Raw genomic sequence first — 25,150 nt, forward strand, 5'->3', positions numbered from 1 at the left:
ATGAGGAGGGGCGTACCGCGGAGCCATGTTTCTCAGGGGTTGAAGGCCGCGGAGCTGAGCCGGGTGACGAGCGCGGAGTCGTTGCCGCCGCAGGTGGTGGGATTGAAGGAGTAGACGAGGCGGCGGCGCAGGTCGCGGGTGGTGAACATGCCGTCGGTGTAGCCGAAGGTACTGCCGGTCTTGCCCCGGACGGTCACTCCGTCGGGAAGGGTGACGCGCATCAGTCCCGCGCTGTAGTAGGCCCAGCCCTGGCCCGGATCCTGGGAAGTGCCGCCGGGGTAGGGGACATTGGGGACGGTGAACAGTTCGGCCATCTGGGAGGGCGGCAGGTGACGTCCTCGGAAAAGGGCGGTCAGGAAGCGGTCCAGGTCGCCCGTCGTGGAGATCATGCCGCCGGCGCCCGGGTTCTGGTCGGTGATGTCGACCGGCTGAGTTCCGCCGCCCGCCTGGGGCACGGCGATATAGCCGTGGGAGTGGGGGCCGGGGATCGTGGTGTCGGTCTCCGGGGCGGTGGTGTGCCGCAGATGCAGCGGGCGCAGGATCCGGTTGGTGATCTCCTGCTGATAGCTGTGGCCGGTGAGCTTCTCGATCAGCATCCCGGCGAGGCGAGCGCCGGCGGTCAGGCCGGGGTGGTTTGCGGCTGATTCTCCGGAGCAGCGTGGTCAGTCGGCTGCCTCAGGGCGAGGATGATCAGCAGAGCGAACGCGGTGAGGGCGGTGAGCGTGCGCAGGTTGTTGAACAGCTCCCAGCGCCGCAGGATCTCCGCGTGATCGGCCGGGGCCGAGGTGAGCGCCCATTCCTTGATCCGGCCGTTGATCGGCACATTGCCGAGCCGGGTTATCAGGAAGGACGCGAGGGTCAGCAGACCTGCCGTACCCGCGATCAGCCGGGCGCGGCCGCGTGTCAGGGCCGCGAGAGTGAGGGAACTCAGCGTCGACACGGCCATCGCCGCCTGCATGGTGATGCCGTTCATCTTCATCAACTCGGCGTGGAATGACAGCCGCGTGTCGAGTGGTACAGCGTTGAAGGTGGGGACGAGGTTGGCCGCGCCGTAGCCGAATGCGCCGGCCAGGAGGCCGGTGGCGAGCAGGGCGAGTCCCCGGAGGAGTCGGATGCGCATGTTCGTTGGCTCCAGTACACAGGTGCTTGTGGGGCCGGGTCCGGTCAACAGTTCTCCGGCTGTGCGCTGCAGAGATTCGGGCGGCTTCAACTCGTGCTGGTTCTGCGGGGCGGCATGGGGCGGAGCCGGTTGCTGCCTGCGGTGTCGCCGTTGGCAGGCAGGCATACAGGTGACCGCCCGGGGACTACCGCGGTCACACCTGCGCAGCGAGGAGGAAGCGACCGCTCGGTTCGCCGCGGAGGTGCCCTGGGGGGAGCCGTCGGCCGTATGCGAGCAGGAGGAGATCCTGTGCGGCGCCGGACAGCGGCGTTCCGGTACCGAAGGACCAGTCGAGGTCGTCGGCGCGGAGTTCGATGCCGCCCAGGTCGGCCCCGAAGAACTTGAGGGTCTTGGCGTCGACGCTCTCCAGGAGGATGCGCACGCGATCTTCGGGAACCCGGCGGTCGAGGCCCAGCGCGACCGTGATGTCCAGGCCGTGGATCACGTCGTGGCCCAAGGCCGCCTCGATCCCGCCGACCGGCGGCTTCCAGGGGTGATCCGCGTTGTCACGGAGCAATGCGGCGAGTTCACGCGTCGAATGGGCAGCCGCGTCCTCGTGGGCGCAGCGATCGGTCATCCGGTGGAGATTGCCTCGCGATCTGACCAGTTCCCACGCCATCTTGGGGAGCGAGTACCGAAACCCCATCGTCATGTGGGCCGCGACTTCCCGTACCCGCCATCCCCCGCACAGGGTCGGTGCGTCCCATTCCTCGGCCGACAGGCCATCCAGCATGGCTGCCAGCTCTCGGCGTTCGGCCGCGATCGCGGCTCTGATGTCCGCCGCTGGTCTGCGGTGCGTCGTGTTCCCCATGGCTTCAAGGCTCTCGGCAGGCCCACCATAAGTCCAATAGTTTGCATGTCTCGCAACTAGAATGATTGGTTATGGACATTCGGCAGCTGCGGTACTTCGTCACGGTCGCGGAGGAAGCCAACTTCACCCGCGCCGCCGCCCGGCTGCACCTGGCACAGCCGGGAGTGAGCGCCCAGGTCCAGCAGCTGGAAAAGGAGCTCGGGCATCTGCTGCTCGACCGCTCCGGCCGGTCGGTGACCCTGACGGAAGTGGGCGAGGCCGTGCTGCCGTACGCGCGGGCCGCGATCAGCGCCGTCGAGGCGGTCCGCCAGACCGCCGACGAGTTCACCGGGCTGCTCCGCGGCCAGGTCACCCTCGGCCTCGTCTCGGGGGCGGCCGCAGCAGCCCATGAGTTCGACCTGGCCCCCGTCCTGGCCCGCTTCCACGCGGACCACCCCCAGGTGGAGATCGCCCTGACCGAGGACACCTCGGAGTGGATGCTCACCGCACTGCGCCGGGGGGAACTCGACATCGCCATGATCGGACTCGCGGACGAGGAACCCCCACCGGGCATTTCCCTCCACGTCCTGGTCGACGAACCCCTGGTCGCAGCCGTCGCCCCGGACGACCCCGCCCTCACGTCCCCGGACCGCACGAGCATTCCGTTGGCCGAGCTCCGCAATCGCCCGCTGATCAGCCTGCCACGTGGCACAGGCATCCGCGGGGTACTCGACCGTGCGTGCGCGCAGGCCGGGTTCCAGCCCCACATCGCCTTCGAAGCGGCCGCTCCGCTGTTCCTTGCACAACTCGCCGCCCGCGGCCTCGGCGTGGCAGTGGTTCCGGCCCTGCCCGCCGGCGCGACGTCAGCCTTCGGGCTACGGACGCTGGAGATCACCGAGCCGCGGCTACGCGGCCGGGTCGCTCTGACCTGGCGGACAGACGGTCCCTCCAGCCCCGCAGCCACCGTCTTCCCGGACCTGCTGCGTACCACCCTCACCGCGCCAGGGACCGACTGACCGGTCACGTCGAACAGCGGGCAAAAAAACAGCAGCACGCCCGCCTCAAGTCCCTTGCCGACGAACATAGTCCGCCCTGGTCAGCGGAGTACCGTCGACTGTCTTCGCTGGCAAAGGACGCCATGAACACCCTGTCGGAAGTCGTGAATAGGAGGTCGCGCAGATAGGCGCGGGGGGCTGGTGCTGGTCATGCATGACAACGGCACGACAACGGCACGACAACGGCACGGTCCGCCGCACGGCAGTTGATAGCGTGATCGTCATGACAGAGCTGGAAGAGCTGGTCCTGACCCGCGGCGAGCGGGCCCAGGGGGTCCGAGTCGACAGCGTGATATTCACGATGGACTGGACTGGTGAGGATGACCCAGGCCAGCTGGCGGCGTTCGTGGCTGGTCGGGTACGGGCCTTCGGGGCAGAGCCGACAGACGTCGACACCAGCGTCGTCCACCACGCGGCCCAGGCCGACCCGGCTCTGCGCCGCGGTGATTTCCCGGTCCGCCAGCTCGACCATCTGTCCGGTGTGCTGGCCAATCTCGGCTGCACGCTCGCGGTGCGGGACAACGGCACCGACACCTACGAGGTACTGGTCGCGCTGACCGGTGAGCGTGAGCTGACCGGGTTGATGCACCAGGGTCTCCCGGTGCGGGCCTGGGACTCGGAACCCGAAGAGACCCTGGTCAGCCTGAACTGCCCGAACTGCTCGGAGATGCTGGTCTGGCAACTGTCGGCGACCCGGACCCTGGCCGACGAGCGCTGCCCTTGTGGAGCCGCGTTGTTCGACGCTGCTGGCCGCCCACTGCCCAACGTCACTCTCCACGACTGAGCCGCTCAGTGCCCCCTGGCCTCGGATCATCCTCACCGATGTACTGCTCATCGAATGCGGCGCCCACTGATCCGCACGACCCGCACCTGCCCGCCTTCACCTCACAGCGATCTGCACCCAGCACTTCGTGCTCGTCAGGTGCGGATCCCGCGCAGAGACGTCGGTGGTCAAGGCCGTGCTGCGGAGGGGCTGCTGCCCGGTAGTGGCACCGTTTTCAAGCACGTGGACGCGTACGACCGCCCGATGCCCATGGGCAAGGAGAGTCTCTTGCCCGGCCTGCCGACCGGGCAAGAGGAAACCCACGCTCAAGTCACCGCGGGAGCAAGGCGCTTGACTTCCCGCAGGGTGGGGGCGGTCTCGATGCTCTGGATGCCAGGGAGTCGGCTGATGCGCTGGTCGATGTAGTCGTACAGGTCGGCCGGATCGCGGAAGATGCCGCTGGCGACCAGGTTGGACGTGCCGGTGATGGCTGCGGCGAAAGCGATCTGCGAGTGGGTGGCGAGGGTTTCCCCCACGATGCGCAGGTGCGCGGGAGCGACGTTCAGCCAGATCCGGGTGGCCATGTGGTAACCGAGGAGCTGCGGATCGAAGTCGACAGAGAGATTCAAGGCACCCTCGCCACGGAGGCGGTCGAGGTGGCGCTGGACGCTGGAGGGGGAACGGCCGGCGGCCGCGGCGAGTTCGGGCAGCGTCGCACGGCCGTCTCGGGCCAGCTCGGTGAAGAGAATGCGGTCGGTTGCGTCCAAGCTGAGCGGGGCGGCGGTGGATGAGCCGGAATCCACCGCGGCTGCAGTTCCCTGCGGCTCGAACCGGGTGGCGTGCCAGGTGCTGGTCGCACCGACGAAGATGCGCATCATGCAGTGAGCGCTGACGGAGAGCACCCGCGGGGTGCGGGGGAGTTTTTCCAGCAGCAATGCGTTGCGTTCCTCAGCTGTACGGGCGTTGAGCGCGCAGTAGAGCTCGGTGCCGCCGGAGGCGAGGGTGACCCAGCTGGTGTCGGGACGGCGGGCGAGGGCTTCGGCGATGGTTCCGGCGGCATCCGGGGTGCAGTGCAGGCGCAGCAGCCACCGGCTCAGGCCCAGACGGGAGGAGACGGGCTGGCCGATGATGCGCAGGCCGAGGGCGCGCAGCCGTTGGTAACGGCGGGCAACGGTGCGTTCGGAGACACTGCGGTCTCGCGCGATGCGGCTGAAAGGGGCGCGGCCGTCGAGCTGGAGGGCCCGGAGCAGGTGCTGGTCGAGGTCGTCCATGGTGTCCCGATCCACCGGTACACCTCATTTCTTCGCCGGATGATCCCGCTTTCAAGAGTACGGCTTGGGCCGGAGCGGGACGGACCTGGAAGGTGACCAGGTCGTTGTCCACCCGGTGTGAAAGTGGGGAATCCATGCGTATCTGGGGTCCGTTGGCCGCCATCTGCCTGGGCACGTTCATGTTGCTCGTCGACGTGACGATCGTGCTGGTGGCGCTGCCTGCCATCTCGGAGTCGCTGGGCTCGTCACTGTCCCAACTGCAATGGGTCGCCGACGGCTACGCGCTCGCGGTGGCGGCCGCCCTGCTGGGCGCCGGGATGCTGGCCGACCTTCACGGCCGACGCCGGATGTACGCGGGCGGGCTGGTCGTCTTCGCCCTGGCATCGGTCGCCTGTGCGCTGTCGCCGGGCATGGCCGTACTGATTGCCGCCCGCATCGTGCAGGGACTGGGTGCTGCGGCGATGTTCACGACCACGCTGTCCCTGATCAGCACCCTGTACTCGGGTCGCCGCCTGGCCCTGGCCTTCGGCACCTGGGCGGCCGTCGCCGCCGGCGCCTCCGCCCTGGGGCCGATCCTGGGCGGCCTGCTCACCCAGACCCTGGACTGGCGGTGGATCTTCTACGTCAACGTCCCCGTCACCGCGACCGCCCTGACCATGACCTTCCGCTACATCCCCCGCACCGCACCACCGGTGCGGGACACCGCACGGCGCCTGGACGTTCCCGGTCTGGTGCTGTTCGCGATCGGTGCGGGTGGGTCCGTCTACGCCCTGACCGAGGCACACGTCCAAGGCTGGGTATCGGCAGGGACACTGGTGCCACTGGGAGCAGCACTGGGCGCGTTCGTCGCCTTCCTGCGCGTGCAACAGCGCCGCCGGCACCCGCTGCTGGACCTGTCGCTGTTCCGCCGGCCCGCGTTCACCGCTGCGATGCTCACGATCGCGGTCGGCGAGGGCACCGTCTACGGAATCATGCCGTACACCTCTCTGTGGCTGCAGTCCGTGCAGCACCTCTCCCCGCTCGCCGCCGGTCTGGTCATGCTGCCGCACGCGGTGGCTGCCGCATCGGTAGCGGTGCTGGGCGGACGCCGGAGACTCAAGCCCTCCCCCCGCCTGCCCGCCCTCGGGCTCGCCCTCGCCGGTCTCGGGGTCGGCGCCGAGGGCTTCCTGGGACCCGAGTCGGGCTGGCCCGTCCTGGTGGCGGGCCTGGCCCTGAGCGGGGTCGGCATGGGCCTGATCTTCCAGGTCGCCGCAGCTCACGCGCTGGGCTCCGTCCCGGCCGAGCATGCGGGTACCGCCAGCGGCACCTACAGCACCTTCGAACAGCTCGGCTACGCCTTCGGAGTTGCCGCCTTCGGCGCCCTGGCCGTCTCCATCATGACCACGTCCCTCCGCAGCAAGGTCACCGATCCCGGCGACACCGCGCAGACCCTCTCCGGCGGCGGCGCCGACAGTCTCCTGGCCCACACCCCGGCCGCACAGCGCGCCGGTCTGGAGCACACACTCCATGCCGTGTTCGCCACCGGGCACAACACCCTCGCGCTCACGGCGGGTGCCGTGGCCCTGGCCGGAGCTGCCCTCGTGCTGTGGCTGTCCCGACAGCCCCGGGAAGAACGCTCAACGGCCGCAGGCAAAACCACCACTGACGCCCAGCCGGCCACAGCCGCCATCGAATGAGCGGCGGCAACCGATCCCCCATCAGGCGATCCCCCACCAGGCGATCCGCGACACAACGCACGGAGCGAACATGTCCTGACTCGCGCGGAGATCGCCACACCCCCACTGCCCGTCTTCAGCCTCGCTCATACCCCGGCCCCGACCATCGACATCGAAGGAGGACCCACCGTGGCCACCACCCCGATTCCCGTCATCGACCTCAGCCGCTGGACATCGAATCACAGCGCAGACCAGGAGCGGCTCGCCGCTCAGGTCGACCACTCCCTGCAGTCCACCGGCTTCCTGCTGGTGACCGGACACGGCATCGAACCGGATCTGCCCGGCCATGTACGCGCCGCGGCACACGACTTCTTCCACATGCCCCAGGCAGCCAAGGAGCACTACGACCAGGACCGGCGCGGCTGGATCGGCCGGGAACGGGTGACAACCGCCCGGTCCGAAGGCACCCGTACCCCGCCGGACCTGCTGGAGGTCTGGTCATGCGCCGTCGATTCCTCCGCACGGCCCGGCAACGTACAGGAGATGCCCTGCGACTGGCCCGACGAAGTCCCCACCCTGCGCCCGCTCGTCACCTCATACACCGACCAAATGCGCACCCTGGCCGATACGCTCCTCGAAGTCATGGCGACCGCGCTGCGCCAGCCGGCCGACTTCTTCACCCGCCACACCACGCGCCCGCACTGGGATTTCACCATCAACTGGTACCCGGCGGCCCACGAAACCGGCACCGCCGCCCCCGGCCAGTTCCGCGTCGGACCGCACACCGACTTCGGCCTCATCACTCTCCTGAACCGGCAGCCCGGCAAGGGCGGCCTTCAGATCTACGACGACGAAGCCGGCTGGCAGGACGCCCCCTACGAGCCCAGCACCTACACGCTCAACATCGGTGACCTCATGGCCCGCTGGAGCGGGGACCGCTGGCGCTCCGGCCGCCACCGCGTTCTGCCGCCGCCCCCCGAGGCCCCACAGGAAGAACTCACCTCACTGGTGTACTTTCACGCCTGCGCACCCCACACCGACATCACCTCGCTGCCGGCGCCCCTCGGCCGCAGGCCCTACAGCCCTGTACGCGCTGGGGACTACCTCCACGACAAAATGCGAACCATCCTCGGCTGACCCCCCGGGTACACGCCGGCCCAACGCTGCGCCGTCACCAGGCCGCCCAGGTAGAAGCCCGTCAGGTAAAGCCCCGGGTCGATCAGAGCGACCGACATGAGCAGCCCCCACACTTGCCATCACACCGGCCGACGCCGGGCCGCTACACCGATGGCCGGCTCAAGGTGGGCGACGCCGGCCCGATCAAGCTCAAGGGCCGCGTCCTCAACCCCGACCAGGACTGACCCCGGTCTCGGACTCAGCCCCGCCGGTGGCACCGGTCATGCGGCCCGGAACCACCGGCGGGGCACCACGCACACCTGCACAACACCTGCGGTGCCTGCCGCCTCCAGGCAAAACGCCAGGCCGCATCGAGCGGGCACTTCGCCCAGGAAGCCGCCCCGGGGCCGAACGATTGATGCCGAGCCGTCCGGCAGCCGCAACTACGCCACTACCGGCCGGCCGCAAGGGGTGGCGACCGTGCTCGGCCATGAGGTGTGGGAGCCGATTGCGCGTCCGGCGCTGCTGGTCGACCTCGGCCAGATGGCCCGCCGCAAGGAGCGGGCGCCGGCCTTGTCTCCGACCGCGCCGCCCGGCGGGCCACCCGCCGCAAGCCAAGCACCGAACTCGTACCCATCAGCGCCATGGCCCGCTGAATCACCCACCAGCGCCCCCGGACCAGCGCGCCCGGACATCAATAGCCGACACCGTCGTAAGGGCTGTCCCGAGTTGTTCCGCCGCACGCAGCACCAGCGAGGCCGCGAGCGTCACCCCGGGGTGCGCAGCCAGTGCGACGACCCCCGGAGCGCTCGCCAGCGGTGCGCAGAGCACGCCGTCGCCAGCCGGGATCGGGCGAACCCCTGTGGTCACGTCCCCCAGCACCGGTTCCCGCGGCAGTCCGAACGCCTCCCTCACGGCACTCAGGGACGCACGCACCCGCGCCCGCGTCGCCGTCTCCGTCTCGCCCGGGACCACGTCCTCGGCGCCGACGAAGCCGTGCCGGGCGGACGGCCGGATCTCGAAAGCGGGCGTGGACACCACCCGGTCCAGGCGTAGTTCCGGTGCGATGAAGGTGAAGCGCGCGGCCGGGACACCGGGCACTTCGATGTGCTCGCCGAGCTGCTCCGCGAGGGCGGGCAGGCCCGTCCCGCAGGCGAGTACGATCCGATCGACGACGAGTGCCACCCCGGTGCCCTGCAGCTCGTAGCCACCCGCCCGCCGCGCCCGGATGCGATCCACCCGAGCGGCGACAACGGTGGCCCCGCCTGCCCGCGCACGGGCGAGGAACGCGCGGCGCAGGTCGTCCGGCTCGACCATGCCCTCGTCGCTCGCGTGCGCGACGACCGGCGGCGGCACCCGCAGGCCGGGAAGGATCTGCCGCAGAGCCTCCGCCTCGACGGTCGCGACGCCGGGACCCGATTGCTCGGCGAATCGAGCCGTCGCGGCTGCGGTCGATGCCCAGCTCACGGCGCCGTTCCAGCTGATGACGCCGCGCAACGGCGGCGTCGCCGTGACGTTGCGCAGCACGCCGAGCGACCGGGCGAGCTCGTCCCGATCGCGCGCGCCCGACGGCGGCTCCGCCGCCGACCCGTGCGAGTTGAGCCAGCCGAACGCCACATCCGTCACCGGCGGCCGCGACTCCTCCGCCGTGCAGACCACGACGGACAGGCCGCGGCGCACGAGCTCGTCCGCCACCGCCGCTCCCAGCGCGCCCGAGCCGACCACGGCGACGCGCATCATGCTCTCCCGAACCATTCGCCCACCTCTGTTTCCTCGGCGACCATGCGCACCGCACGGCGACGGAGCCCAAGCGGGTACTGGGAAGGTCGTGCCATGACTCGATCCTTTCATCAAATCGAGTCTCCATTCGAGCGGGGCGGTTCGGCCTTGCACGCTTCACTCCCGCGATTCGTCCACAGCGGCCATCGCCTCGTCGCGCCCGGCAATGAGCGCGATCCCGGTGTCGGTCGCGTAGACGCGTTTGCTGCGTTCGTCGCCGTCCTCGTAGCGGCGTTCGACCAGCTCGATCGCCTCCAGCGGCAGCATCAGCGGCTCCTCCGAGTCCGTACTCCCCAGGACCGCCGCCTGGAACTGCCTCGTGTCAGCCCGCAGAACAGCCCCCACTCTTCTCGACCAGCGGCGCGGATCTTTGGCCAACTGCTCGTACCACTGGGGGCCAAGGAATCATCAGGACCTGCGGATCGGTATGTCATGCGGCTTGTTGATCGCGTCCTCCAGACTCGTCCCATCTGTGGCATGGGAGGCGGTGCCGGCCTCGACCGGCACGCGCCGACCGCTGTGTCTGGAGTTTGCGATGAGCTTGACCGGCGACGACCGCCCGGCGATCCACGAGGTGATCGCACTCCATGGTCACCTGAGTGACGCCGGCACCTATGACCGATTCGACGAGGTGTTCACGCCCGATCTCGTGATTGACGCCACCGCTCTTGGTCTCGCTCCGCTGCCGGCACAGGACCCATCCCGGCCGCGCCTCGATATGTACATCGCGGCTGCGCATCGTCACGGGCCTGACGGCCCGCTTGCCCACCATGTCACCAACGTCATCGTTCGCGAGGACGGCGATGGCGCCCGAGCCTGGTCGAAGGGCTTCGCCTTGAATCAGGACGGTTCGGTTGCCGGTTTCACCTACGAGGACCAGCTCGTGCGAACGAGTCAGGGCTGGCGCATCAGGCGCCGCAAGGTCTCGGCTCGTCGTGAGGCTGCGCGTGGGGTCGAACCACTTGTTCTGCCCGAGGAAAAAGCTGATGATCAATAGCCAAGATCGGTAGATCAGTTGACCCGGTCAGGCTGCGTGGGCTTCGGGGCGTTCAACGAGGTGCCCGCGTTCGAAGCAGGCTCCGGCGCGGACGAGGGCGGCGAGGTGGGGTGCGTTCACGGCTCGCCGGCGGGCCTGAGCGGACTCGACGAGCTTGAAGACCATCGCCAGGGCGGCGGCCCGGGATCCGGCGCCCTTGGTGACCTCGGTGCGCAGCCGGACGGTCGCGAAGGTCCCGTATGATCCCGCTGATCTGCTCGGAGATGCCCGGAGATGCCCGCACAGTCTGGTGGTTCTCATCGGCACGTCCGGCGCCGGGAAGTCGACGCTCGCCGCCACCTGGCCCGCCTCCCAGACCCTGTCCTCGGACGCGCTGCGCAAGGTGGTCAGCGACGACTTCTCTGTCAGGTTTGGCGTGTTGCACTGACGCGCTCTCTCCAACGGCCGGCCATTCGACCATGCGCTGGACAGGTTGAAGGATGTTGACGGAGCCTGCGGGCGACGGCATGATGACCGACTGCGTGGCCTACGCCGAACCTCCCGCGACCGTCCCCAGCACGGTCTCCCCTCGGAGGCAAAGGGACCAGCGTCTCAGGTCGTTGTTGCAGCCCGATCGCCTCGGGCGAGGTTGCTGGGGAGCCGTCGCTCAAGGCGTGGAAGGCCGCGATGACAGCCCGTAGGAACTTCAAGCACCAAGTACGTGCCCGCGCCGCCAAGACCGGCGAGTCCTACACGTCCGCCCTCCGGCACTTCCGTCCGACTCCACCAGGAGACGTCATGTCGGAAGCAAGGAATCCCAAGAGCGTGCGGCTCGCCGTGACGCAGACCCCCGTACGCGATGACCCCCGAGACGCTGAAGCGCTGCGCGAAAGCGGCCGTGAGGTCCGTGCTCTGATGCGCGAGGCCAGTGCTCAGGGAGCGAGGATCGTGCACTTTCCGGAAGGCGCGATCTGCTTTCCCAACAAGCTCGTCATGTCCGTCGACGGCCCGGACGCGGTCGGCCCGGCGGACTGGGGTCGGTGCCAGTGGCCGGTGCTCCATTCGGAGTTGGCCGCGATCGCCGAGTTGGCGCGCGATTTGCGGCTGTGGACGGTGATCGCCTCGGTGCACCGCTTGACCGAGCCGAACCGCCCGCACAACAGCCTCTACGTAATTTCCGATCGCGGCGAGGTCGTCACGCGCTACGACGAGCGCCTGCTGTCCAAGACGAAGGTCTCGTACATGTACTCGCCAGGCATCTCACCGGTGACCTTCGACGTCGACGGTGTGCGCTTCGGCTGCCTGCTCGGCATGGAGATCCACTACCCGGAGTTGTTCGCAGAATACGAGAAGCTGGACGTCGACTGCGTCCTGTTCTCCACGACCGGCGTCACCCCGGCCAACAGCGCCGCCCAGGCCCAAGGCCACGCCGCGGTCAACAGCTACTGGGTCAGCTTCTCAGTACCGACACAGCACGGCGCCACCGCCCCGTCCGGAATCGTCGCCCCCAACGGAGACTGGCTTGAGCAGTGCCCCGCGGACGGCTTGCCATCGGTGGTGGTCGTGAACCTTGACGACAGTTCCGAGGCCGCCGCCGAATCAGTGACCCACGCGCGTCCCTGGCGTCGTGAGGCGCGCGCCGGCGTCTACGCCGAGCACCAGGTGACCGACCCGCGCAGCGAAGACCGCACTGCGGCCTTCTAGAGCAGAAGCAGAATCCGAGGGGTTCGCGGGTACGGGATGGCTTGCGCGCCGTGAACACCTCGGATTCTGTTTTGTTGGGGTAACCGGACCATTGCCGGCGGCCGGCCCCCGTATCACGATCCGCCAGTTGGTGGCGCAGGCGACCGTTCTCCACTGTGACTTGGTGCAAAGCGCCTACCAGTGCCTCGACATCGACCTTGAGCTGGGCGATTTCCTCCGCGTCGGCAGCCCGGAGCTGCTGAAGTCGGCGAGTCGGCGGACCTGCTGGCGCAGCCGTCGTTCGCTGTCCGGTATCTGTCCGCGGGCGCGGGCCCGGTCGTAGAAGTCGCTCTTCAGGTCGGTGTGGCGCTGGGTGAGCGCGTTGCGGGGAACCTGAACCTCCGCCGCGAGCGCGACGGTCGTCGGCGCGCCGTTCGAGTGCTCGGGCGTACCGCCCAGGATGCGGTCCATCGCGGCGCGGATCCGCTCGCGCTCGCCCCCGACAACGTCGTCCCGTTCCCCCGATCGACAACCTGACGGATACGCCATGCCGGCGCCGCGGTGTCGCTGGAGGGGGCCACGACCCCGCGCTTTGCCTGTCAGCGGTGATCGCCACCATGGGGCTATGGCCAACCCGAACCTGACCACCGGCAGCATCTGGCGGCTCCACCACGGCGACCAGGAGATTGCCCGGCTGACCGTGACCGGCACCGACATGCCATGGACCCATGCCGAAGTCGAGACACTTCCAGGCTTCGAAGAGTTCCGTCCTGTCTTCACCGAGCAGGAGCGGGCTATCGACGAGGAGGACTGGGAGCGGGCCGACGCCTGCTGCACCCAGATCCGGATTGCGCTCACCATGGCGTTTCCCGACGGCAGCCCGGTCGCTGAGTTCATGCTGCACATCCACGACGACGGCACCGCCGGCTGGCGCCGGCACGACGAGCCCTTCGACGCGCTGCACCAGTGATGCGCTGGGTGCGCTGCTTGACCGCGACCGCGCTCCCGCCCGCCGCCCTCGACCGTTCAGTGTGGGAGCGGGGTGAGCATCCCCGTTCCTCGGGTCACGGTCAACGATGTCGCCGCCCTGGCAGGAGTCTCCGCGGGTGCTGTCTCCACCGGCGTTCAACGACCGTCCGAAGCGCCCGGGAACGAGACCGAACGCCGCACGGGACGGCGCGGAGCCCGTCCGGTCGACGGGTGGACGTCGTGGGTCCGGCAACCCGCCGCCCGGCTCGGCTGCTCGGGCTCGCGCCCTTCGGAACCGGCCTCGGCGGCGGGGCCGTCCGCGCACATCCACATGGGGCGGGACTGCCTCCGACCCTGCCCGGCATTGCGCCCGGCCAGGTGGTGGGCAGTCCTCCGATCAGCGTCTCCGACGGCACCCCTCGGCCCTCGACGGGCGCGCGGTCGACCTCTGCCTCACCGGTCGCCGAAGGTCACCTCCTTCGCGTCCTCGGCGTACTCGAAGTTGCCGGTGAAGCCCCAGTTCTTCCAGCCGCCGTCCCCCTTGTTGGTGATGGTTCCGCTGTCGACGGCGAACACATCGACGCCGTCCACCGCCGCAAGATGTTCGAGGCCTGACACCCCGGAGAAGGAGAGGTTGTTGAACGATTTCGCCACGATGATGTTCTTGCCGGGGAAGCTGCGGCTGTACTCGTCGATCAGTGAATGGGTCAGCTCGGCGTCGTCGCCCGGCACCTTGCCGGAGTAGTCGGTACCGGGGTACGGCCCGCCGTCCGTGTACTTCGGCGACTCGTCGTCGAAATTGACCGTGCCCGATCCGGTGGCAGTGGAATCGGCCTCCAGGTCGGCGGGTTCCGGCCGGTCGAAGGCCACCTCCGAGCCGTCGCGGGTGAAGTCGCCGTAAAAGGCCCAGTTGATGTAGCCGCCGTCGCCGTCGTTGCTGAACTTGCCCTTGTCGAAGACGTAGATGTCGAACACGCCCCGGCCCGAGGCGATGTCGTCCCCGTTCTCGGCGCCATGGTATTCGTTGGAGTTCAGCCGGTACCTGCCCCGATGGACGAACGAATCCGGCTCCTCGGCCCAGTGCGACGCCTGTTCCGAGTGCATCGCGACCACGTTGTAGTCGGGGTAGCAACGACGCATGTCGTTCACGAGCATCCGCACCGCCTGCGTCGATCCCTCGTCGTCCAGCGGGGAATACGTGTCGTAGTACCGGCTCCGATCAGGCGGTTCCTGTCCCTCGACCTGGCAGCCCTCGTCGCCGGGCTTCCAGCCCTCCTTCCGCTTGGGACGGGGCGGCTCCTGGAACGTGACGGTGCGGCGGTCCTCGCTGATGTCGAACACGCCGTGGAACGCGCGGTTCTTCCATCCGAGGTCGGCGTCGTCCGCCCAGGTGAACTTGCCGGTCTTGAACGCGTACACGCGGTACGTGGTGCCGCTGATCTCCACTGTCTCGATCAGCGCCGTACCGTCCATCTCCTGCAGGTTGCCTTCGTGCGGCTGCGCGATGACGATGTTGTAGTCGGGGAGGCAGTAGGCGAGGTCCGCAAGCGCCAGCTTGACCCGCTTCTCCTTGTTCTTCTCGTTGTCGATCTTGTCGATGACGAAGTTGACCAGCCAGGAGTACCCCCAGGCGGCCGCCTTGCCGAGAACGCCGCTGCCCGGGACGGACACCGACGACTGCGATTCCCGCGGCTCGAAGCACAGGTCGGGGAGTGCGTTCACCGTCTTGCCGGGGGACTTTCCGACGGACTTCCCGACGGACTTGCCGACGGGCTCGCCGGCTTCGGCACGGAAGAGGGTGCCGGGCTTGACGGGGTCGTCGTCGGAATCCGTCTGCCGATGGTCGCGCTCGCGATTGACATCGTTGTCGTCGAGGCAGCCGCTGCCGCCGCCCGCCGCCGCACCGATGCGGCAGACCTGATCGTGTGCGACGCGGGAGATGTCGCCCCCGATGGTCGCGGCGGCGATCACGCCGACCACGACGGCGACGATCCCCAGCAGGGCCAGGTACTCGATTGCCGTCTGCCCCGCGCTCGCGCGCATGCCCAGGCGTATCCGGTCACTGCGTTTCACGCGTCACCTCGTTGTGGATTACTCGCGTCACCGGAGCCGTATGCCTGCCGGGGCTCGAACTGTAACGACGCCCCCCGGACCCACAGGTAGGGTCCGGGGGCCTGTCCCCCGGACCCAGATCACTGGACCCAGATCACCGGCCCCGGATCACCGGCCCCGAACCCGGACCCGGATCCTGATCGGGGCCTTCGGCAAGGGCCGGCCGCCCCGTCGCCGCGCGGGAGAGCCCGCCCAGGGCCGCCGTCGGCTTGCCCGGTCGGGTCCGCCGCACGATCGGCGGCCCTGGGCGCCGGTGGCAGCGCTACGGTCGGGGCTTGTTCGCGAACACCCAGCGGTTGCCCGCCAACGCGTCGTTCTGCTCGGGCAACGGGCCGCGTCCGTGATGGCGGGTGAAGTCGAAGGGGGTCCGGACCGACGTGTCCCAGCCCCTGCTCACCAGGTCACCGGCGGAGTCGGGCCGCGGCTCTCTGTCGAACAGGTTGAGCAGGTCGATGCCGATCTGGTGTGCCGTCGAGGTGTAGAGCGGGCTGTCGCGGTATTCCAGCAGATCCTTGTCGAGCTTGACCTCGAACGCCAGCGCGCTTCCTCCCGTGCTCAACCGGTCCACCGTGTCGATGAGGTCCGTCTCGGCGGCGGCGGGCAGGTAGAACAGCAGCCCCTCGGCCAGCCAGACGCTCGGTGCGTCCGTGTCGAACCCGGCGTCGGCCAGCGCTCCGACCCAGTCGGCGCGCAGATCGATCGGGAGGGGTACGCGCGCTGCCTTCGGGGTGGCCGACAGTCCGTCGAGCACCTTGTGCTTGAACGCCAGCACGCCTTCCCTGTCGATCTCGAAGACCACGCAGCCGGGAGGCCAGTCGAGTCGGAACGCCCGCGAATCCAACCCCGCCCCGAGCAGGACCACTTGTCGGACGTCACCCGTGTGCACCGACTGGAGGAGAAAGTCGTCGAGGACCCTCGTCCGCAGACCGAAGTAACGCGCGAACCGCCCCCACAGCGGGTTGGTGTCCCCGTCCGGAACCTGTTGCATCCGGACCGGCCAGCCGGCGGACGCCGGTGCGGCGAGCACGAAGTGCTCCGCATAGACGTCCCGTGCCAGGGTGTCGTGGCGGTGGGTCTCGATCGCCCGTGCCGCGGCGACCAGGAGAGCGGTCAGGCCGACACCTCCTTCCACGCCTTCCACTCCGGTGTTCAGAGACGTTGTGCCGGCCACATGTGCTCCCTTGGGCGAGTCGAGACCGCGAACAGCGAGGATCGCGAATGACGGATCAGCGGCGGACGCACGGCGCCACCGCTCAGGGCGCTCCGTTCCTCGGGGAGCGCCCGACAGCGCACAGTCCTGCGGCCACCGGACGGGCAGGGGCGTCGAATGCCTCGCTCAGGGGCTACTCCTCTCCGGAAGCAGGACGGGTTTGACCACGCGGCCCGCGTCGCAGTCGCGTTCGGCCTCGTTGATGTCAGCGAGTGGGTACGTACGGATCAGCTCGTCGAAGGGAAACCGCCCGGCCTGCCACAGCCCGGTCAGTCGCGGAATCAGCAGTCCCGGCACCGCGTCCCCCTCGCAGATGTGGGAAATTCTCCTGCCCCGGTCCAATGTCCCCGGTTCGAGCGGCAGCGCGGCGCGGAGCCGTGCCACCAGACCGAGGTGGCCAGTCGGGCGCAGGGCCCGGAGCGCGTCGTTGATCAGCTGGGCGGAGGCCGTGGTGTCCAGCGCGTACTGCGCGCCGCCGTCGGTCAGTCGCCGGATGCGGCCGGGCAGGTCGGCGGATGCGGCATGCAGTGGGATCGCGCCGAACCGTTCGGCGAGCGCCAGCCGTTCGGGGTGCCGGTCGACAGCCACGGTGACCGCTCCGGAGGCCGCGGCCGCCATCACCGCGGCCAAGCCCACCGCTCCTGCGCCGAGGACCGCGATGGTGTCGCCGGGCCCGGCACCGAAGGAGTTGAAGACCGCTCCGGCGCCGGTGAGGAAGCCGCAGCCGAGCGGCCCGAGTAGTTCGATGGGCAGCGAGGTGTCGGCCCGGACGGCATTGCGGGCCGACACCACCGCGTACTCGGCGAACGAGGACTGACCGAACCACCGGGGGGCCAGTTCGTCCCCGGCCGCGTCGGTGAACCGCGCGGCCTTCTCCTTGCGCCCTCCGAAGAGGTTGATCGAGGCGAAGGAGTCGCAGTAGGCGGGGGCCGCGTTCATACAGTTCCGGCAGTGTCCGCAGGAGTCGAAGCTCAGCACGACGTGGTCGCCGTTGCTCAGGCCGGTGTGCGGGCCGCCCGTCTCCACCACGACCCCGGCCCCCTCGTGGCCGAGCACCGCCGGCAGCGGTGAGCGGCCGTCCGAATGCCGGACCGCGAGATCGGTGCGGCACATCCCGCAGCCCGCGATCCTGACCAGGATCTCGCCGTCGGTCGGTCCCGTGTTCAGGATCACCTCCTCGACGGCGAATCGGCTCTCGTACGAGCGCAGTACCGCCGCGCCGAACCTCATCGTCACGCCTCCTCCGGGCGGTGCACGACGAACGGTCTGAGGTTCCCGTAGAGCCCCCACGGACCGCCCGCGACGCCGACACCGCTCTCCTTGATGCCCGCGAAGGGCTGAGCGAGGGACAGTTCGGCGTGGTGGTTGATCCACGCCGTCCCGCACTCCAGCCGGTCGGCCACCGCCTCGGCCCGGTCGAGATCAGTCCCCCATACCGAGCCGCCCAGCCCGAAGCCGGTGTCGTTGGCCGCCTCGACGGCTTCGTCGAGGTTCCGGTACGGCAGCACCGGCAGGACCGGACCGAACTGTTCGTCCGTCACCACCGGGCTGCGGGGTGGGACATCGGCCAGGATCGTCGGGGCGTAGAAGTAGCCCGGTCGGTCCGGCCGTTGGCCACCGGCCACGGCTCGGGCACCGTCTGCCAGGGCCTGGGCCGTGTAGCGCTCGACCCGGGCCAGTTGGGGAATGTTGTTGACCGGACCAAGCTGCGTGCACGGGTCGAGGCCGGATCCGACGACGGTGGTCTTCGCGCGCTGCGCGAGAGCCTCGACAACGTCGGAGTAGAGCCGGGCCGGCGCGTAGACGCGCTTGACCGCCATGCAAACCTGCCCGCAGTTGCGGAACGCCGCCCAGAACAGCCGGTCCGCGATCCGCTCCACATCCACGTCCTCCAGCAGGATGGCAGCGTCGTTGCCACCCAGCTCCAGGGTGACGCGGCCGAGCGACGCCGCCGCGCCTGCCGCGACGGCCCGTCCGGTGGGAATCGAACCGGTGAAGGTCACGTGACGGATCCCCGGATGGGAGGCCAGGCGGGCCCCGAGGGGTTCATGACCAGTGATGATCGTGAGCACGTCCTCGGGGAGGGCGGTGGAGATGACGGATCCCAGCAGCCGTGTGGCGAGGGGTGTGAAGGGCGAGGGCTTGAGCACCACCGTGTTGCCTGCGGCGAGCGCGGGCGCCAGCTTCGCCGACGCCAATTGGAGGGGAAAGTTCCACGGGACGATCGCGGCGACGGGCCCGAGCGGTCGCCAGCGGATCTCGCTCCGTACCGGGCGACCGTCCGTGATGGGCCGGGGCCCGGGGTCGAGTTCGGCGAAGTAGCGCAGGCGGGCTGCCGTGCGGGCGATCTCCGCGTACGACTCGGACAGGGGTTTGCCCTGTTCACGGGTGAGCAGAGGAGCGATCTCCGCCCCGGCGGCCTCCACGGCGTCGGCTGCCGTGAGCAGAGCGGTGGCGCGGACGCCGCGGTCGGTCCGCCAGCTGCGCCAGGCCTCGTGGGCCCGGCCGACAACGGCGTCCAACTCGTCCGGCTGCTGGTCGGGGGCCTCCTCGAATGCCTCGCCCGTCGCCGGATCAAGGACGGCGAAGCGCTCGCCGACGGTGCCGGGCGACGCCTGACGGGGCCGGCCTGTCGCCATGCCGTGGTCAACTCGCGACGGCAACGGCAGCCGTGTGTTCCCGGGCATGCCGGTCCATCTCCGCCCGGAAGGCGGCCACCAACTGCGGCTGAATCCTTCCGGTGGTGCGGTCTCCCCCCTCGCAGACCGCCCCGCGCACCCCCACGATGTCCGTGCCGATACGGGTCAGCGTGCCGAGGTCCCCCACCTTCACACTGCCCGCGAGGGCGGCGAGCAGCTCGGCCTCGTGGGCCCGCCGGACGAACTCCGCGCAGACCTCCGGCGGAACGTGGTCGAACAGCCGGGTCCCGTCCTTGACCGCGGTGTCGAGCATGGCCGCGTCGGAGCCGGAGCGGAGGGCGATGTCGGGCAGGGCGAGCGGGTTGACGCAACCGATCCGGTGGGCGTCGGCGTAGCCCGAGGCGACGACGAACGCGTCCGGCCGGTAGTCCTTCACCGCCCGGACGACCCCCCGCATGACGTCGATGGCCTGTTCGGGCGTCGTGCATCCGTAGAGGCCGACTTTGATGTACGTGGCTCCGGAGACAGCCGCACCGAGCGCCGCCTGGGCCACCGTGCCGGGCTTGTACGGCACGTCTCCCACGGTGGCGGACACCGGCTTGTCCGCCGGAACCGCGTCACGGATCTCCTTGATGACCCACGGGAAGTTCGCGCCGAGCGAACCCTCGTCGGGCTTCTTGACATCGACGATGTCGAGGTGGTCCGCCGCCTTCGCGCAGTCGAGGGCTTCCTCGACGCTGTCCGGGGAGATGAGAAGCAACAATGTGGACTCCTTCCACCGCATGTCCACCTGGCCGAGAGGCAGGTGTGCGGTGTCGTCTGGATCCCTTGCGGTCAGCTCATCATTCCCAGGGCCCGTGACCACCGGTAGGGCGCTCGAAGTCCGAACGGTGTTGTCACGGCGTACCCGGTGCGCCGTGCACGCCGGTTCGAACCAGCACGTGCCCGAACCGCGGATGCCTTGGCTGTTCACGGACGGCTCGCTGCTCAGCTCCGGCCGGATCGCAGACGTCTGCCCGGCTCGAAGACGTCTGCCCGGCTCGCAGACCGGAGGCCTGGCTCGACGACCGGAGGCCCGCCACCCGCTCCGCCGTGCGCAAGACCGTACGCCCCTGCTGACCGCGTCGGACCGGTCGGGCGGCCCCGTCCGGCGGTCGTCGTTCCCACGAGGCCGTTCCGCCGAAGGCCGGGGGCGCTCCCATCGAAGGGGCTGGTCACGAGGAGGCTCACTTCCCTCGACGAGCTCGGCGTCCGCCCTCGTTCCTGGATCAGGATCCGGCATGTGGCGGGTGGATGCCGGGCCGCCCGCCGACCTGCCGACCTGCCCGGCGCAGCCCCTGCCGGAGAGCGGCAGCCGAACGGCGGAGCGCGCCGGGCACAGCCTCGGGGTGGGGTGTGCGCCTCCGGGGCCGAGCTGCGAGGTGCGAGGCCCCGGGTCTCCCCTGCCTGTGCGGCACGGCCATGTGACAGGCTCGTGGCCGTGACCCCCGACCTTGTCCTCCTTCGAGCGTTGATCGACGAATCGCCCGCAATCGCCACGCGGACCGGATGTGGTGCGCCGGAGGCGTGGATCCGCTCGGCCGAGTCGGCCGTGGGCCCGCTCGCGCCGTCGTACCGGTGGTGGCTGGCCGAGTACAACGACGGCGAGCTCGACGGCGAGCCGCTCGCCCCACTCGCCCCACCGGGCGAGCGGGGCACCGACGACCTCACCGCCGGGTGGCGCCTCGACGAGGACCGGCTCTGCTTCTACACCGAACCGGACGGCGACGGCACCTACCACTTCGCGCTCGACCGTTCCGCGGAGTCGAGTACGGGTGAGGAGCACGCGGTGGTCCGGCGTGATCGCCACAACGGTACGGAGGAACTGGTGGCGGACTCGTTCGCGGGCTTCCTGACCCTGCACGTGGCACGGACCGCCGGGCTCGGCGACAGCCCCACTCCGGCGCTGGCCCGGCTCTGGCGGTCCACGCCCGGTGTCCTCCTCCCCAACGGTGTCCAGGTCTACGGTCCGCTGGACATCCTCGAACGCAACGAGACCTACGAGGTGAGCACGTACCAGCCGGACTGGGTGCTCATCGGCGACGACAGCGGCGGGCGCGGTCTGTTCATGCGTCGCGGGGGCGGTGACCGGGCGTCCGTCCACAGCCTTGACCTCGGGGCCGGTGACAACGACATCGACAGCCCCGGCGTCGGCGAGTGGGTGACCGATGACCTCCTCGGCTGGCTGGCCGCCGGGGCCGACATCGGGCGTTGACCGGGAGCTGCGACGTTCGTGGGACGAGCCCGTAAAGACCGCCCCACCCCGTCCCGTCCCGGCCCGTCCCAGCCCGGCACACTCTCCACACCCGAGCCCGTTGACCAGCACTGGTGAAGAACCCGGCTGGAGTACCACTGCGTCACGAGTGGTAGAGCACCCTTACGACCATCGTGTCGCCGGGCAGGCCGTCCAGGTAGGCGTTGAACATCCGCTTGTAGTCGAGGCCGCCGGCCTCCACCCACCGGCCGTCGAGGGTGAGCAGGGCGGGGGTGGGCAGCACGGCGGCCACATGGCGGGTCACGTAGGTCTCCAGGTCCTCGTCGAAGTGGAGGGCGGGGTCGAAGGTGAACCGTTCCTCCAGGGCGGGGTCGGCCTCGATCGCCTGGATCAGGGGCTGTTCACGGAAGGCGGCGACAGCGGCCTCCCTGGCGTGTTCGGGCTCCAGGTTCCTGACCCGCTCGGCGAAGTGGCGGAAGGGCAGCGCGGGCGGGTAGCGGTCGGCGAAGGCGTGGTACGCCGTCCAGGTGCCGGCCGCCCGGCGGGCCTCGGCGGCGCGGGGCGTGTCGAGGTCGAGGATGCCGCGCGGGCCGCCGTGACAGCGGGAGGGCGGCAGGTCCTCGGGGGGTTTGACCCAGTCGTCGTACCGCACGAGCCGGGGGTCGTCCTCGTGGCCGGGAAGTACGTCGAGGAGACAGCCCGTCCCGGAGACGAACCAGTAGCTCCACTCACCCACCCAGTCCGGGTGGGGGCGGTCCTCACGGTCGTACCAGAAAGGGGCCATCGCCTGTTCTATCGCCTGCTTCAGCCCGTCGGGGCCGACGGGCGGCAGACAGACGGTGATGCGCTGTTTGCCCATGGTGTCCCCTCCTGTGGTGCGGTCCGTGCTGGGTGCGTGGTCGGACGGCGCGCGTGGTGCGTTGCGCGACCCACCTTGGCAGGCCGCGCCCGTGAGATGGCCGGCGGGGGCCGGCAGGAGACGAGTGGGTTCGTCCCGTCGGCGTGGGCTCTTCGGCCGGGATCACGGGCACGTTCATGGGGCCGGGCGGTAAGCCGAAGTTGCCCTGGTGCTTATGGGTTGTGGCCCCAACCGATTATGGCGGGCGCGGTGGCCTGGTCCCGGCTTCCACTCGGGCCTGTTGTGTGGCCAGGGCGGCTCTTGCGGGCCCGCGTGACGCATCCGGCGACGCCTGAGGATCGGCGCGAACTCACCTGGGTCGCCGAGCAGTTGGTACCCGGCGCCGGCTACACCCGCGCCGACTCCGTCAACCTGCTTGAGGAGCTCTCCGCGCGAGCTCGGGGGCCTTGCGAGCAGCCCCGACATAGCCATCCCGGCCGAACTCACCAAAAGCGTTGCAGGGGCTCCGATCAGGCCGACCAGCGGCCCTGCCACCGTCGGCCCGCTGATACTGGTCACTGAGCGCATTGTCGACAGTTTTGAGTTTCCCTCCACGAGATTGCCGCGTCCCACCAAGTGCGGGAGATAGCTGACGTACGCGACATCGAAGAAAACAGTCAACACTCCATGAACCAAGGGGACTGCGTAGAGCCACCAGATGGTGAGAAGGCCTGCCCACCACGTCACCGGTATCGTCAGGAGGACCAGCGCGCGAACGAGATCAGTGCTGATCATCACCGATCGCTTCCGCATGCGATCCACCCACGCGCCTGCCGGCAGCCCGACCAGGAGCGAGCCTGCCGTAGTCATCGCGGCCAGCAATCCGACCTGGAACTCGTCGGCGCGCAATGCCGCGATGGCAACCAGAGGCAGGGCCAGAAAGATGATGCGGTCGCCCAGCTGACCGAGTGCGGTGGCGGCAAACAACCGTCCGAAGTCCCGATCGCGTAAGAGGCCGAGCCGGGAGGATTTTGACATTCGAATACCCCACTGTCGAATTTGCGATGTCTCTCTGATGGCTTCAACGACTACGGACGGTCGACTCCGAACTCGTAGACCACTTCCCGGCGCACGTCCGGAATGACCATGTCGGCCGTTTCCACCGGACGTCCGTCCGTGTCGTAGATGGTCCGCTCGATCTGAAGCACGAGGTCCCCCACGCTGATACCCAGGAGGTTCGCCTGCACCTGGGTGGCACGAGCCGGGCGCGGCACCTCGACCACAGTCCAGATGACCACGCCGATGGAGCGCATGCGCTCGACCACCCCCTTTCCCGCCAGGGGGCCCGTCTCGGGCAGCACGATCGGCGTTCCATCCGTGATGGCCATCGGCTCCCAGGATTCGGAAAGCTGGACGGGTTGCCCGTCGGCGAGGAACTCGTAATGCGTATTGACGCAGAGGTCTCCGGGACTGATGGCGAGCCGCTCGGCGATTGCCTCGGGGGCGGGGACGCGCACCTGGCTGTGTGAATCCCAGGCGTCGGCTCTGCCCCGCTCTCTCCCGCCGGCCCAGGAGGGAGAGCCCTCCCGGCGTTCGCGGTGCCGCGAGCGGACCAGCCGCAGGCGCTCGCGCGGCAGGCGGACGTAGGTGCCCGAGCCGGCGCGTCCTTCGAGGAGACCGTCGATGATCAGACGGTCCATGGCCCTCTGCATGACGTTGCGTCCGACCCCGTACTCCTCGGCGAGCCGTGCCCGGGACGGCAGGCGCTCCCCGATCTCCCACTCTCCCGCGAGAATCCGCGCGCGCAGCACGTCGACTACTGCGAGGTACGGCGCCTCTCGGGGCATGGGCGATCCTCCGGTTGTCCTGCGCTGCGGCAGCTGGTCGTTCCCAGGGGGTGTTGGCAAGCTACTGCACCGGGTGAAAGCTGCTGGAGTAGAAATACGCTCGGCGCTCATGCGCCTACGGAGGTTTGCGGCATCGTGCCCGTGATCGCCTGCCGCGGCACCCGGCGCGGAGTCGGGCCGGGAGCCGTAACCACAGGCGGAGGGCGTGGCGGTGGGTGCGGTGGGCGGCCGGTGAGAGCTCCGGGCTGTTGCTGGGCCGGCAGTGGTGTGTGGGCGGCCGCCACACCGGGTGGGTGCGGCGGCCGTGGGTGGGATCGGCTTGTGGTCCGAGTCAGTCAGCCCGGAGCAGGACGTGCAGCTCGGCGGTGTCGACGATGTGGGCCCGTGAGGGGAAAACTTGATGGAGCAGGACGTTGTGGACTTCGGTGTCCGGGTCGGCGACGCCGTCGGACAGGACGTAGAGCTGGTAGTCGCGGTCGGCCGCGTCCATGACGGTGGACAGGACGACGCCGCTGGTACTGATACCGGAGACGACCAGAGTGGTGATGCCGCGCTCGCGCAGCTGCTGGTCGAGGTCGGTGGTGGACATGCCGCTGTAGCGGATCTTGCGCACGATGATGTCGCCGTCCTGGGGAGCCAGGCGCTCGTGGATGGCAGCGGCAGGGTCCTCGTGGTGCATGACGCGGTGTTGGGCCAGCGGGGCGAAGGACTTGTTGGTGGCCGGGATCGCGTCCCAGTCTGCCTCGGTGAAACCGAGGCGTACGTAGGCGATGGTGCCGCCGTTCGCGCGAACGTCGGCGATGGCGCCTTCCACGCGACTGAGCAGGGCTTCGCCGTCCCCGCCTTCGGGCAGAAGGGTCAGGATCGCGGGCTGGCAGTCCATGACGAGAAGGGCAGTGTGCGTGGGGTCAAGTGCGGGGGCAGTACTCACGCGAGTGTTCTCCTTGCTGGTGGTGTGCCTGGTCGACGCGGGCGCCCATCGGCGGACAAGCTGTGGCCTGCGGGTTGCGGGTTGCGGGTTGCGGGTTGCGGGT

23 protein-coding genes and 2 pseudogenes are annotated in these 25,150 nt (G+C 69.4%); 8 read left to right on the forward strand and 17 right to left on the reverse strand.

The features are described 5' to 3' along the window. Nucleotides 1-32: 32 nt before the first annotated feature. The 3 genes from OG520_RS41155 to OG520_RS41165 form a co-directional block, all read right to left on the reverse strand. Nucleotides 33-623 (reverse strand): serine hydrolase domain-containing protein, encoded by a 591-nt coding sequence (locus tag OG520_RS41155; protein WP_331749517.1) that lies wholly within the window; start codon nucleotides 621-623, stop codon nucleotides 33-35. Further along, entirely contained in the window at nucleotides 620-1,120 is a 501-nt protein-coding gene (locus OG520_RS41160) for a DUF1772 domain-containing protein (RefSeq protein WP_331748159.1), read from the reverse strand. Before OG520_RS41160 ends, OG520_RS41155 begins: the two co-directional genes overlap by 4 nt. 193 nt (nucleotides 1,121-1,313) lie before the next feature. Continuing rightward, nucleotides 1,314-1,970 (reverse strand): maleylpyruvate isomerase family mycothiol-dependent enzyme, encoded by a 657-nt coding sequence (locus OG520_RS41165; RefSeq protein WP_331748162.1) that lies wholly within the window; start codon nucleotides 1,968-1,970, stop codon nucleotides 1,314-1,316. A 71-nt stretch (nucleotides 1,971-2,041) separates the two neighbouring features. Here OG520_RS41165 and OG520_RS41170 point away from each other — a divergent pair, with 71 nt between their 5' ends. Next, nucleotides 2,042-2,965, forward strand: coding sequence for a LysR substrate-binding domain-containing protein (locus OG520_RS41170; RefSeq protein WP_331748165.1), 924 nt, complete (start codon nucleotides 2,042-2,044; stop codon nucleotides 2,963-2,965). A 262-nt stretch (nucleotides 2,966-3,227) separates the two neighbouring features. Beyond that, on the forward strand, nucleotides 3,228-3,788 hold the full coding sequence (locus tag OG520_RS41175) for a hypothetical protein (RefSeq protein WP_406016734.1): 561 nt from the start codon (nucleotides 3,228-3,230) through the stop codon (nucleotides 3,786-3,788). A 305-nt stretch (nucleotides 3,789-4,093) separates the two neighbouring features. On the opposite strand, the gene OG520_RS41180 is transcribed toward OG520_RS41175, so the two are convergent. After that, entirely contained in the window at nucleotides 4,094-5,053 is a 960-nt protein-coding gene (locus OG520_RS41180) for an Lrp/AsnC family transcriptional regulator (RefSeq protein ID WP_331748171.1), read from the reverse strand. Between the two features lie 119 nt (nucleotides 5,054-5,172). Between OG520_RS41180 and OG520_RS41185 the strand changes: the two genes are divergently transcribed. Continuing rightward, complete coding sequence (locus OG520_RS41185; protein WP_331748174.1) at nucleotides 5,173-6,714, forward strand: MFS transporter; 1,542 nt, start codon at nucleotides 5,173-5,175, stop codon at nucleotides 6,712-6,714. Nucleotides 6,715-6,882: 168 nt separating this feature from the next. After that, nucleotides 6,883-7,830, forward strand: a complete 948-nt coding sequence (locus OG520_RS41190; protein ID WP_331748178.1) for a 2-oxoglutarate and iron-dependent oxygenase domain-containing protein — start codon at nucleotides 6,883-6,885, stop codon at nucleotides 7,828-7,830. A gap of 636 nt (nucleotides 7,831-8,466) precedes the next feature. Here OG520_RS41190 and OG520_RS41195 read toward each other — a convergent pair. Both OG520_RS41195 and OG520_RS41200 read right to left on the reverse strand, forming a co-directional pair. After that, the gene (locus OG520_RS41195; protein ID WP_331748181.1) at nucleotides 8,467-9,564 is read right to left on the reverse strand and encodes an FAD-dependent oxidoreductase; all 1,098 of its coding nucleotides are present in this window, start codon (nucleotides 9,562-9,564) and stop codon (nucleotides 8,467-8,469) included. Nucleotides 9,565-9,705: 141 nt separating this feature from the next. After that, on the reverse strand, nucleotides 9,706-9,855 hold the full coding sequence (locus OG520_RS41200; RefSeq protein ID WP_331748184.1) for a hypothetical protein: 150 nt from the start codon (nucleotides 9,853-9,855) through the stop codon (nucleotides 9,706-9,708). Between the two features lie 268 nt (nucleotides 9,856-10,123). Between OG520_RS41200 and OG520_RS41205 the strand changes: the two genes are divergently transcribed. Next, on the forward strand, nucleotides 10,124-10,585 hold the full coding sequence (locus tag OG520_RS41205) for a nuclear transport factor 2 family protein (protein ID WP_331749520.1): 462 nt from the start codon (nucleotides 10,124-10,126) through the stop codon (nucleotides 10,583-10,585). 27 nt (nucleotides 10,586-10,612) lie between these two features. Here OG520_RS41205 and OG520_RS41210 read toward each other — a convergent pair. Next, nucleotides 10,613-10,819, reverse strand: a pseudogene (locus OG520_RS41210) (IS256 family transposase); the annotation flags it as partial. 432 nt (nucleotides 10,820-11,251) lie between these two features. Between OG520_RS41210 and OG520_RS41215 the strand changes: the two are divergent. Further along, a complete protein-coding gene (locus OG520_RS41215; protein ID WP_331748187.1) occupies nucleotides 11,252-12,268 on the forward strand; it encodes a carbon-nitrogen hydrolase family protein in 1,017 nt (338 codons plus the stop codon). Between the two features lie 174 nt (nucleotides 12,269-12,442). Here the strand turns inward: OG520_RS41215 and OG520_RS41220 are convergent, their stop codons facing one another. Beyond that, nucleotides 12,443-12,718, reverse strand: a complete 276-nt coding sequence (locus OG520_RS41220; RefSeq protein WP_331748190.1) for a hypothetical protein — start codon at nucleotides 12,716-12,718, stop codon at nucleotides 12,443-12,445. Between the two features lie 154 nt (nucleotides 12,719-12,872). Here OG520_RS41220 and OG520_RS41225 point away from each other — a divergent pair, with 154 nt between their 5' ends. Beyond that, complete coding sequence (locus OG520_RS41225; protein WP_331748193.1) at nucleotides 12,873-13,217, forward strand: hypothetical protein; 345 nt, start codon at nucleotides 12,873-12,875, stop codon at nucleotides 13,215-13,217. Nucleotides 13,218-13,669: 452 nt separating this feature from the next. On the opposite strand, the gene OG520_RS41230 is transcribed toward OG520_RS41225, so the two are convergent. From OG520_RS41230 to OG520_RS41250, 5 genes are all read right to left on the reverse strand, one after another. Continuing rightward, nucleotides 13,670-15,289, reverse strand: coding sequence for a hypothetical protein (locus OG520_RS41230; RefSeq protein WP_406016735.1), 1,620 nt, complete (start codon nucleotides 15,287-15,289; stop codon nucleotides 13,670-13,672). 301 nt (nucleotides 15,290-15,590) lie between these two features. Next, the gene (locus tag OG520_RS41235) at nucleotides 15,591-16,499 is read right to left on the reverse strand and encodes a class I SAM-dependent methyltransferase (RefSeq protein ID WP_331748196.1); all 909 of its coding nucleotides are present in this window, start codon (nucleotides 16,497-16,499) and stop codon (nucleotides 15,591-15,593) included. A gap of 165 nt (nucleotides 16,500-16,664) precedes the next feature. Further along, nucleotides 16,665-17,768, reverse strand: coding sequence for an NAD(P)-dependent alcohol dehydrogenase (locus OG520_RS41240; protein WP_331749523.1), 1,104 nt, complete (start codon nucleotides 17,766-17,768; stop codon nucleotides 16,665-16,667). A 2-nt stretch (nucleotides 17,769-17,770) separates the two neighbouring features. Further along, complete coding sequence (locus OG520_RS41245) at nucleotides 17,771-19,177, reverse strand: aldehyde dehydrogenase family protein (protein WP_331749526.1); 1,407 nt, start codon at nucleotides 19,175-19,177, stop codon at nucleotides 17,771-17,773. Between the two features lie 7 nt (nucleotides 19,178-19,184). Then, nucleotides 19,185-19,961 carry a (5-formylfuran-3-yl)methyl phosphate synthase gene (locus OG520_RS41250; RefSeq protein WP_331748199.1) on the reverse strand — a complete coding sequence of 259 codons (777 nt, stop codon included), beginning with the start codon at nucleotides 19,959-19,961 and terminating at the stop codon, nucleotides 19,185-19,187. A 696-nt stretch (nucleotides 19,962-20,657) separates the two neighbouring features. On the opposite strand from OG520_RS41250, the gene OG520_RS41255 reads away from it, so the two are divergent. Then, nucleotides 20,658-21,431, forward strand: a complete 774-nt coding sequence (locus OG520_RS41255) for an SMI1/KNR4 family protein (RefSeq protein WP_406016736.1) — start codon at nucleotides 20,658-20,660, stop codon at nucleotides 21,429-21,431. Between the two features lie 142 nt (nucleotides 21,432-21,573). Here the strand turns inward: OG520_RS41255 and OG520_RS41260 are convergent, their stop codons facing one another. The 4 genes and pseudogenes from OG520_RS41260 to OG520_RS41275 form a co-directional block, all read right to left on the reverse strand. Then, the gene (locus tag OG520_RS41260) at nucleotides 21,574-22,290 is read right to left on the reverse strand and encodes a hypothetical protein (protein WP_331748205.1); all 717 of its coding nucleotides are present in this window, start codon (nucleotides 22,288-22,290) and stop codon (nucleotides 21,574-21,576) included. 453 nt (nucleotides 22,291-22,743) lie between these two features. After that, a pseudogene (locus tag OG520_RS41265) lies at nucleotides 22,744-23,307 on the reverse strand (MFS transporter); the annotation flags it as partial. Between the two features lie 50 nt (nucleotides 23,308-23,357). Further along, nucleotides 23,358-24,116, reverse strand: coding sequence for a GntR family transcriptional regulator (locus tag OG520_RS41270; protein WP_331748208.1), 759 nt, complete (start codon nucleotides 24,114-24,116; stop codon nucleotides 23,358-23,360). Between the two features lie 331 nt (nucleotides 24,117-24,447). Continuing rightward, the gene (locus OG520_RS41275; protein WP_331748211.1) at nucleotides 24,448-25,047 is read right to left on the reverse strand and encodes a cysteine hydrolase; all 600 of its coding nucleotides are present in this window, start codon (nucleotides 25,045-25,047) and stop codon (nucleotides 24,448-24,450) included. Between the last annotated feature and the right edge of the window lie 103 nt (nucleotides 25,048-25,150).

The sequence above is a fragment of the Streptomyces sp. NBC_00984 genome, from assembly GCF_045162475.1.
GTDB lineage: Bacteria > Actinomycetota > Actinomycetes > Streptomycetales > Streptomycetaceae > Streptomyces.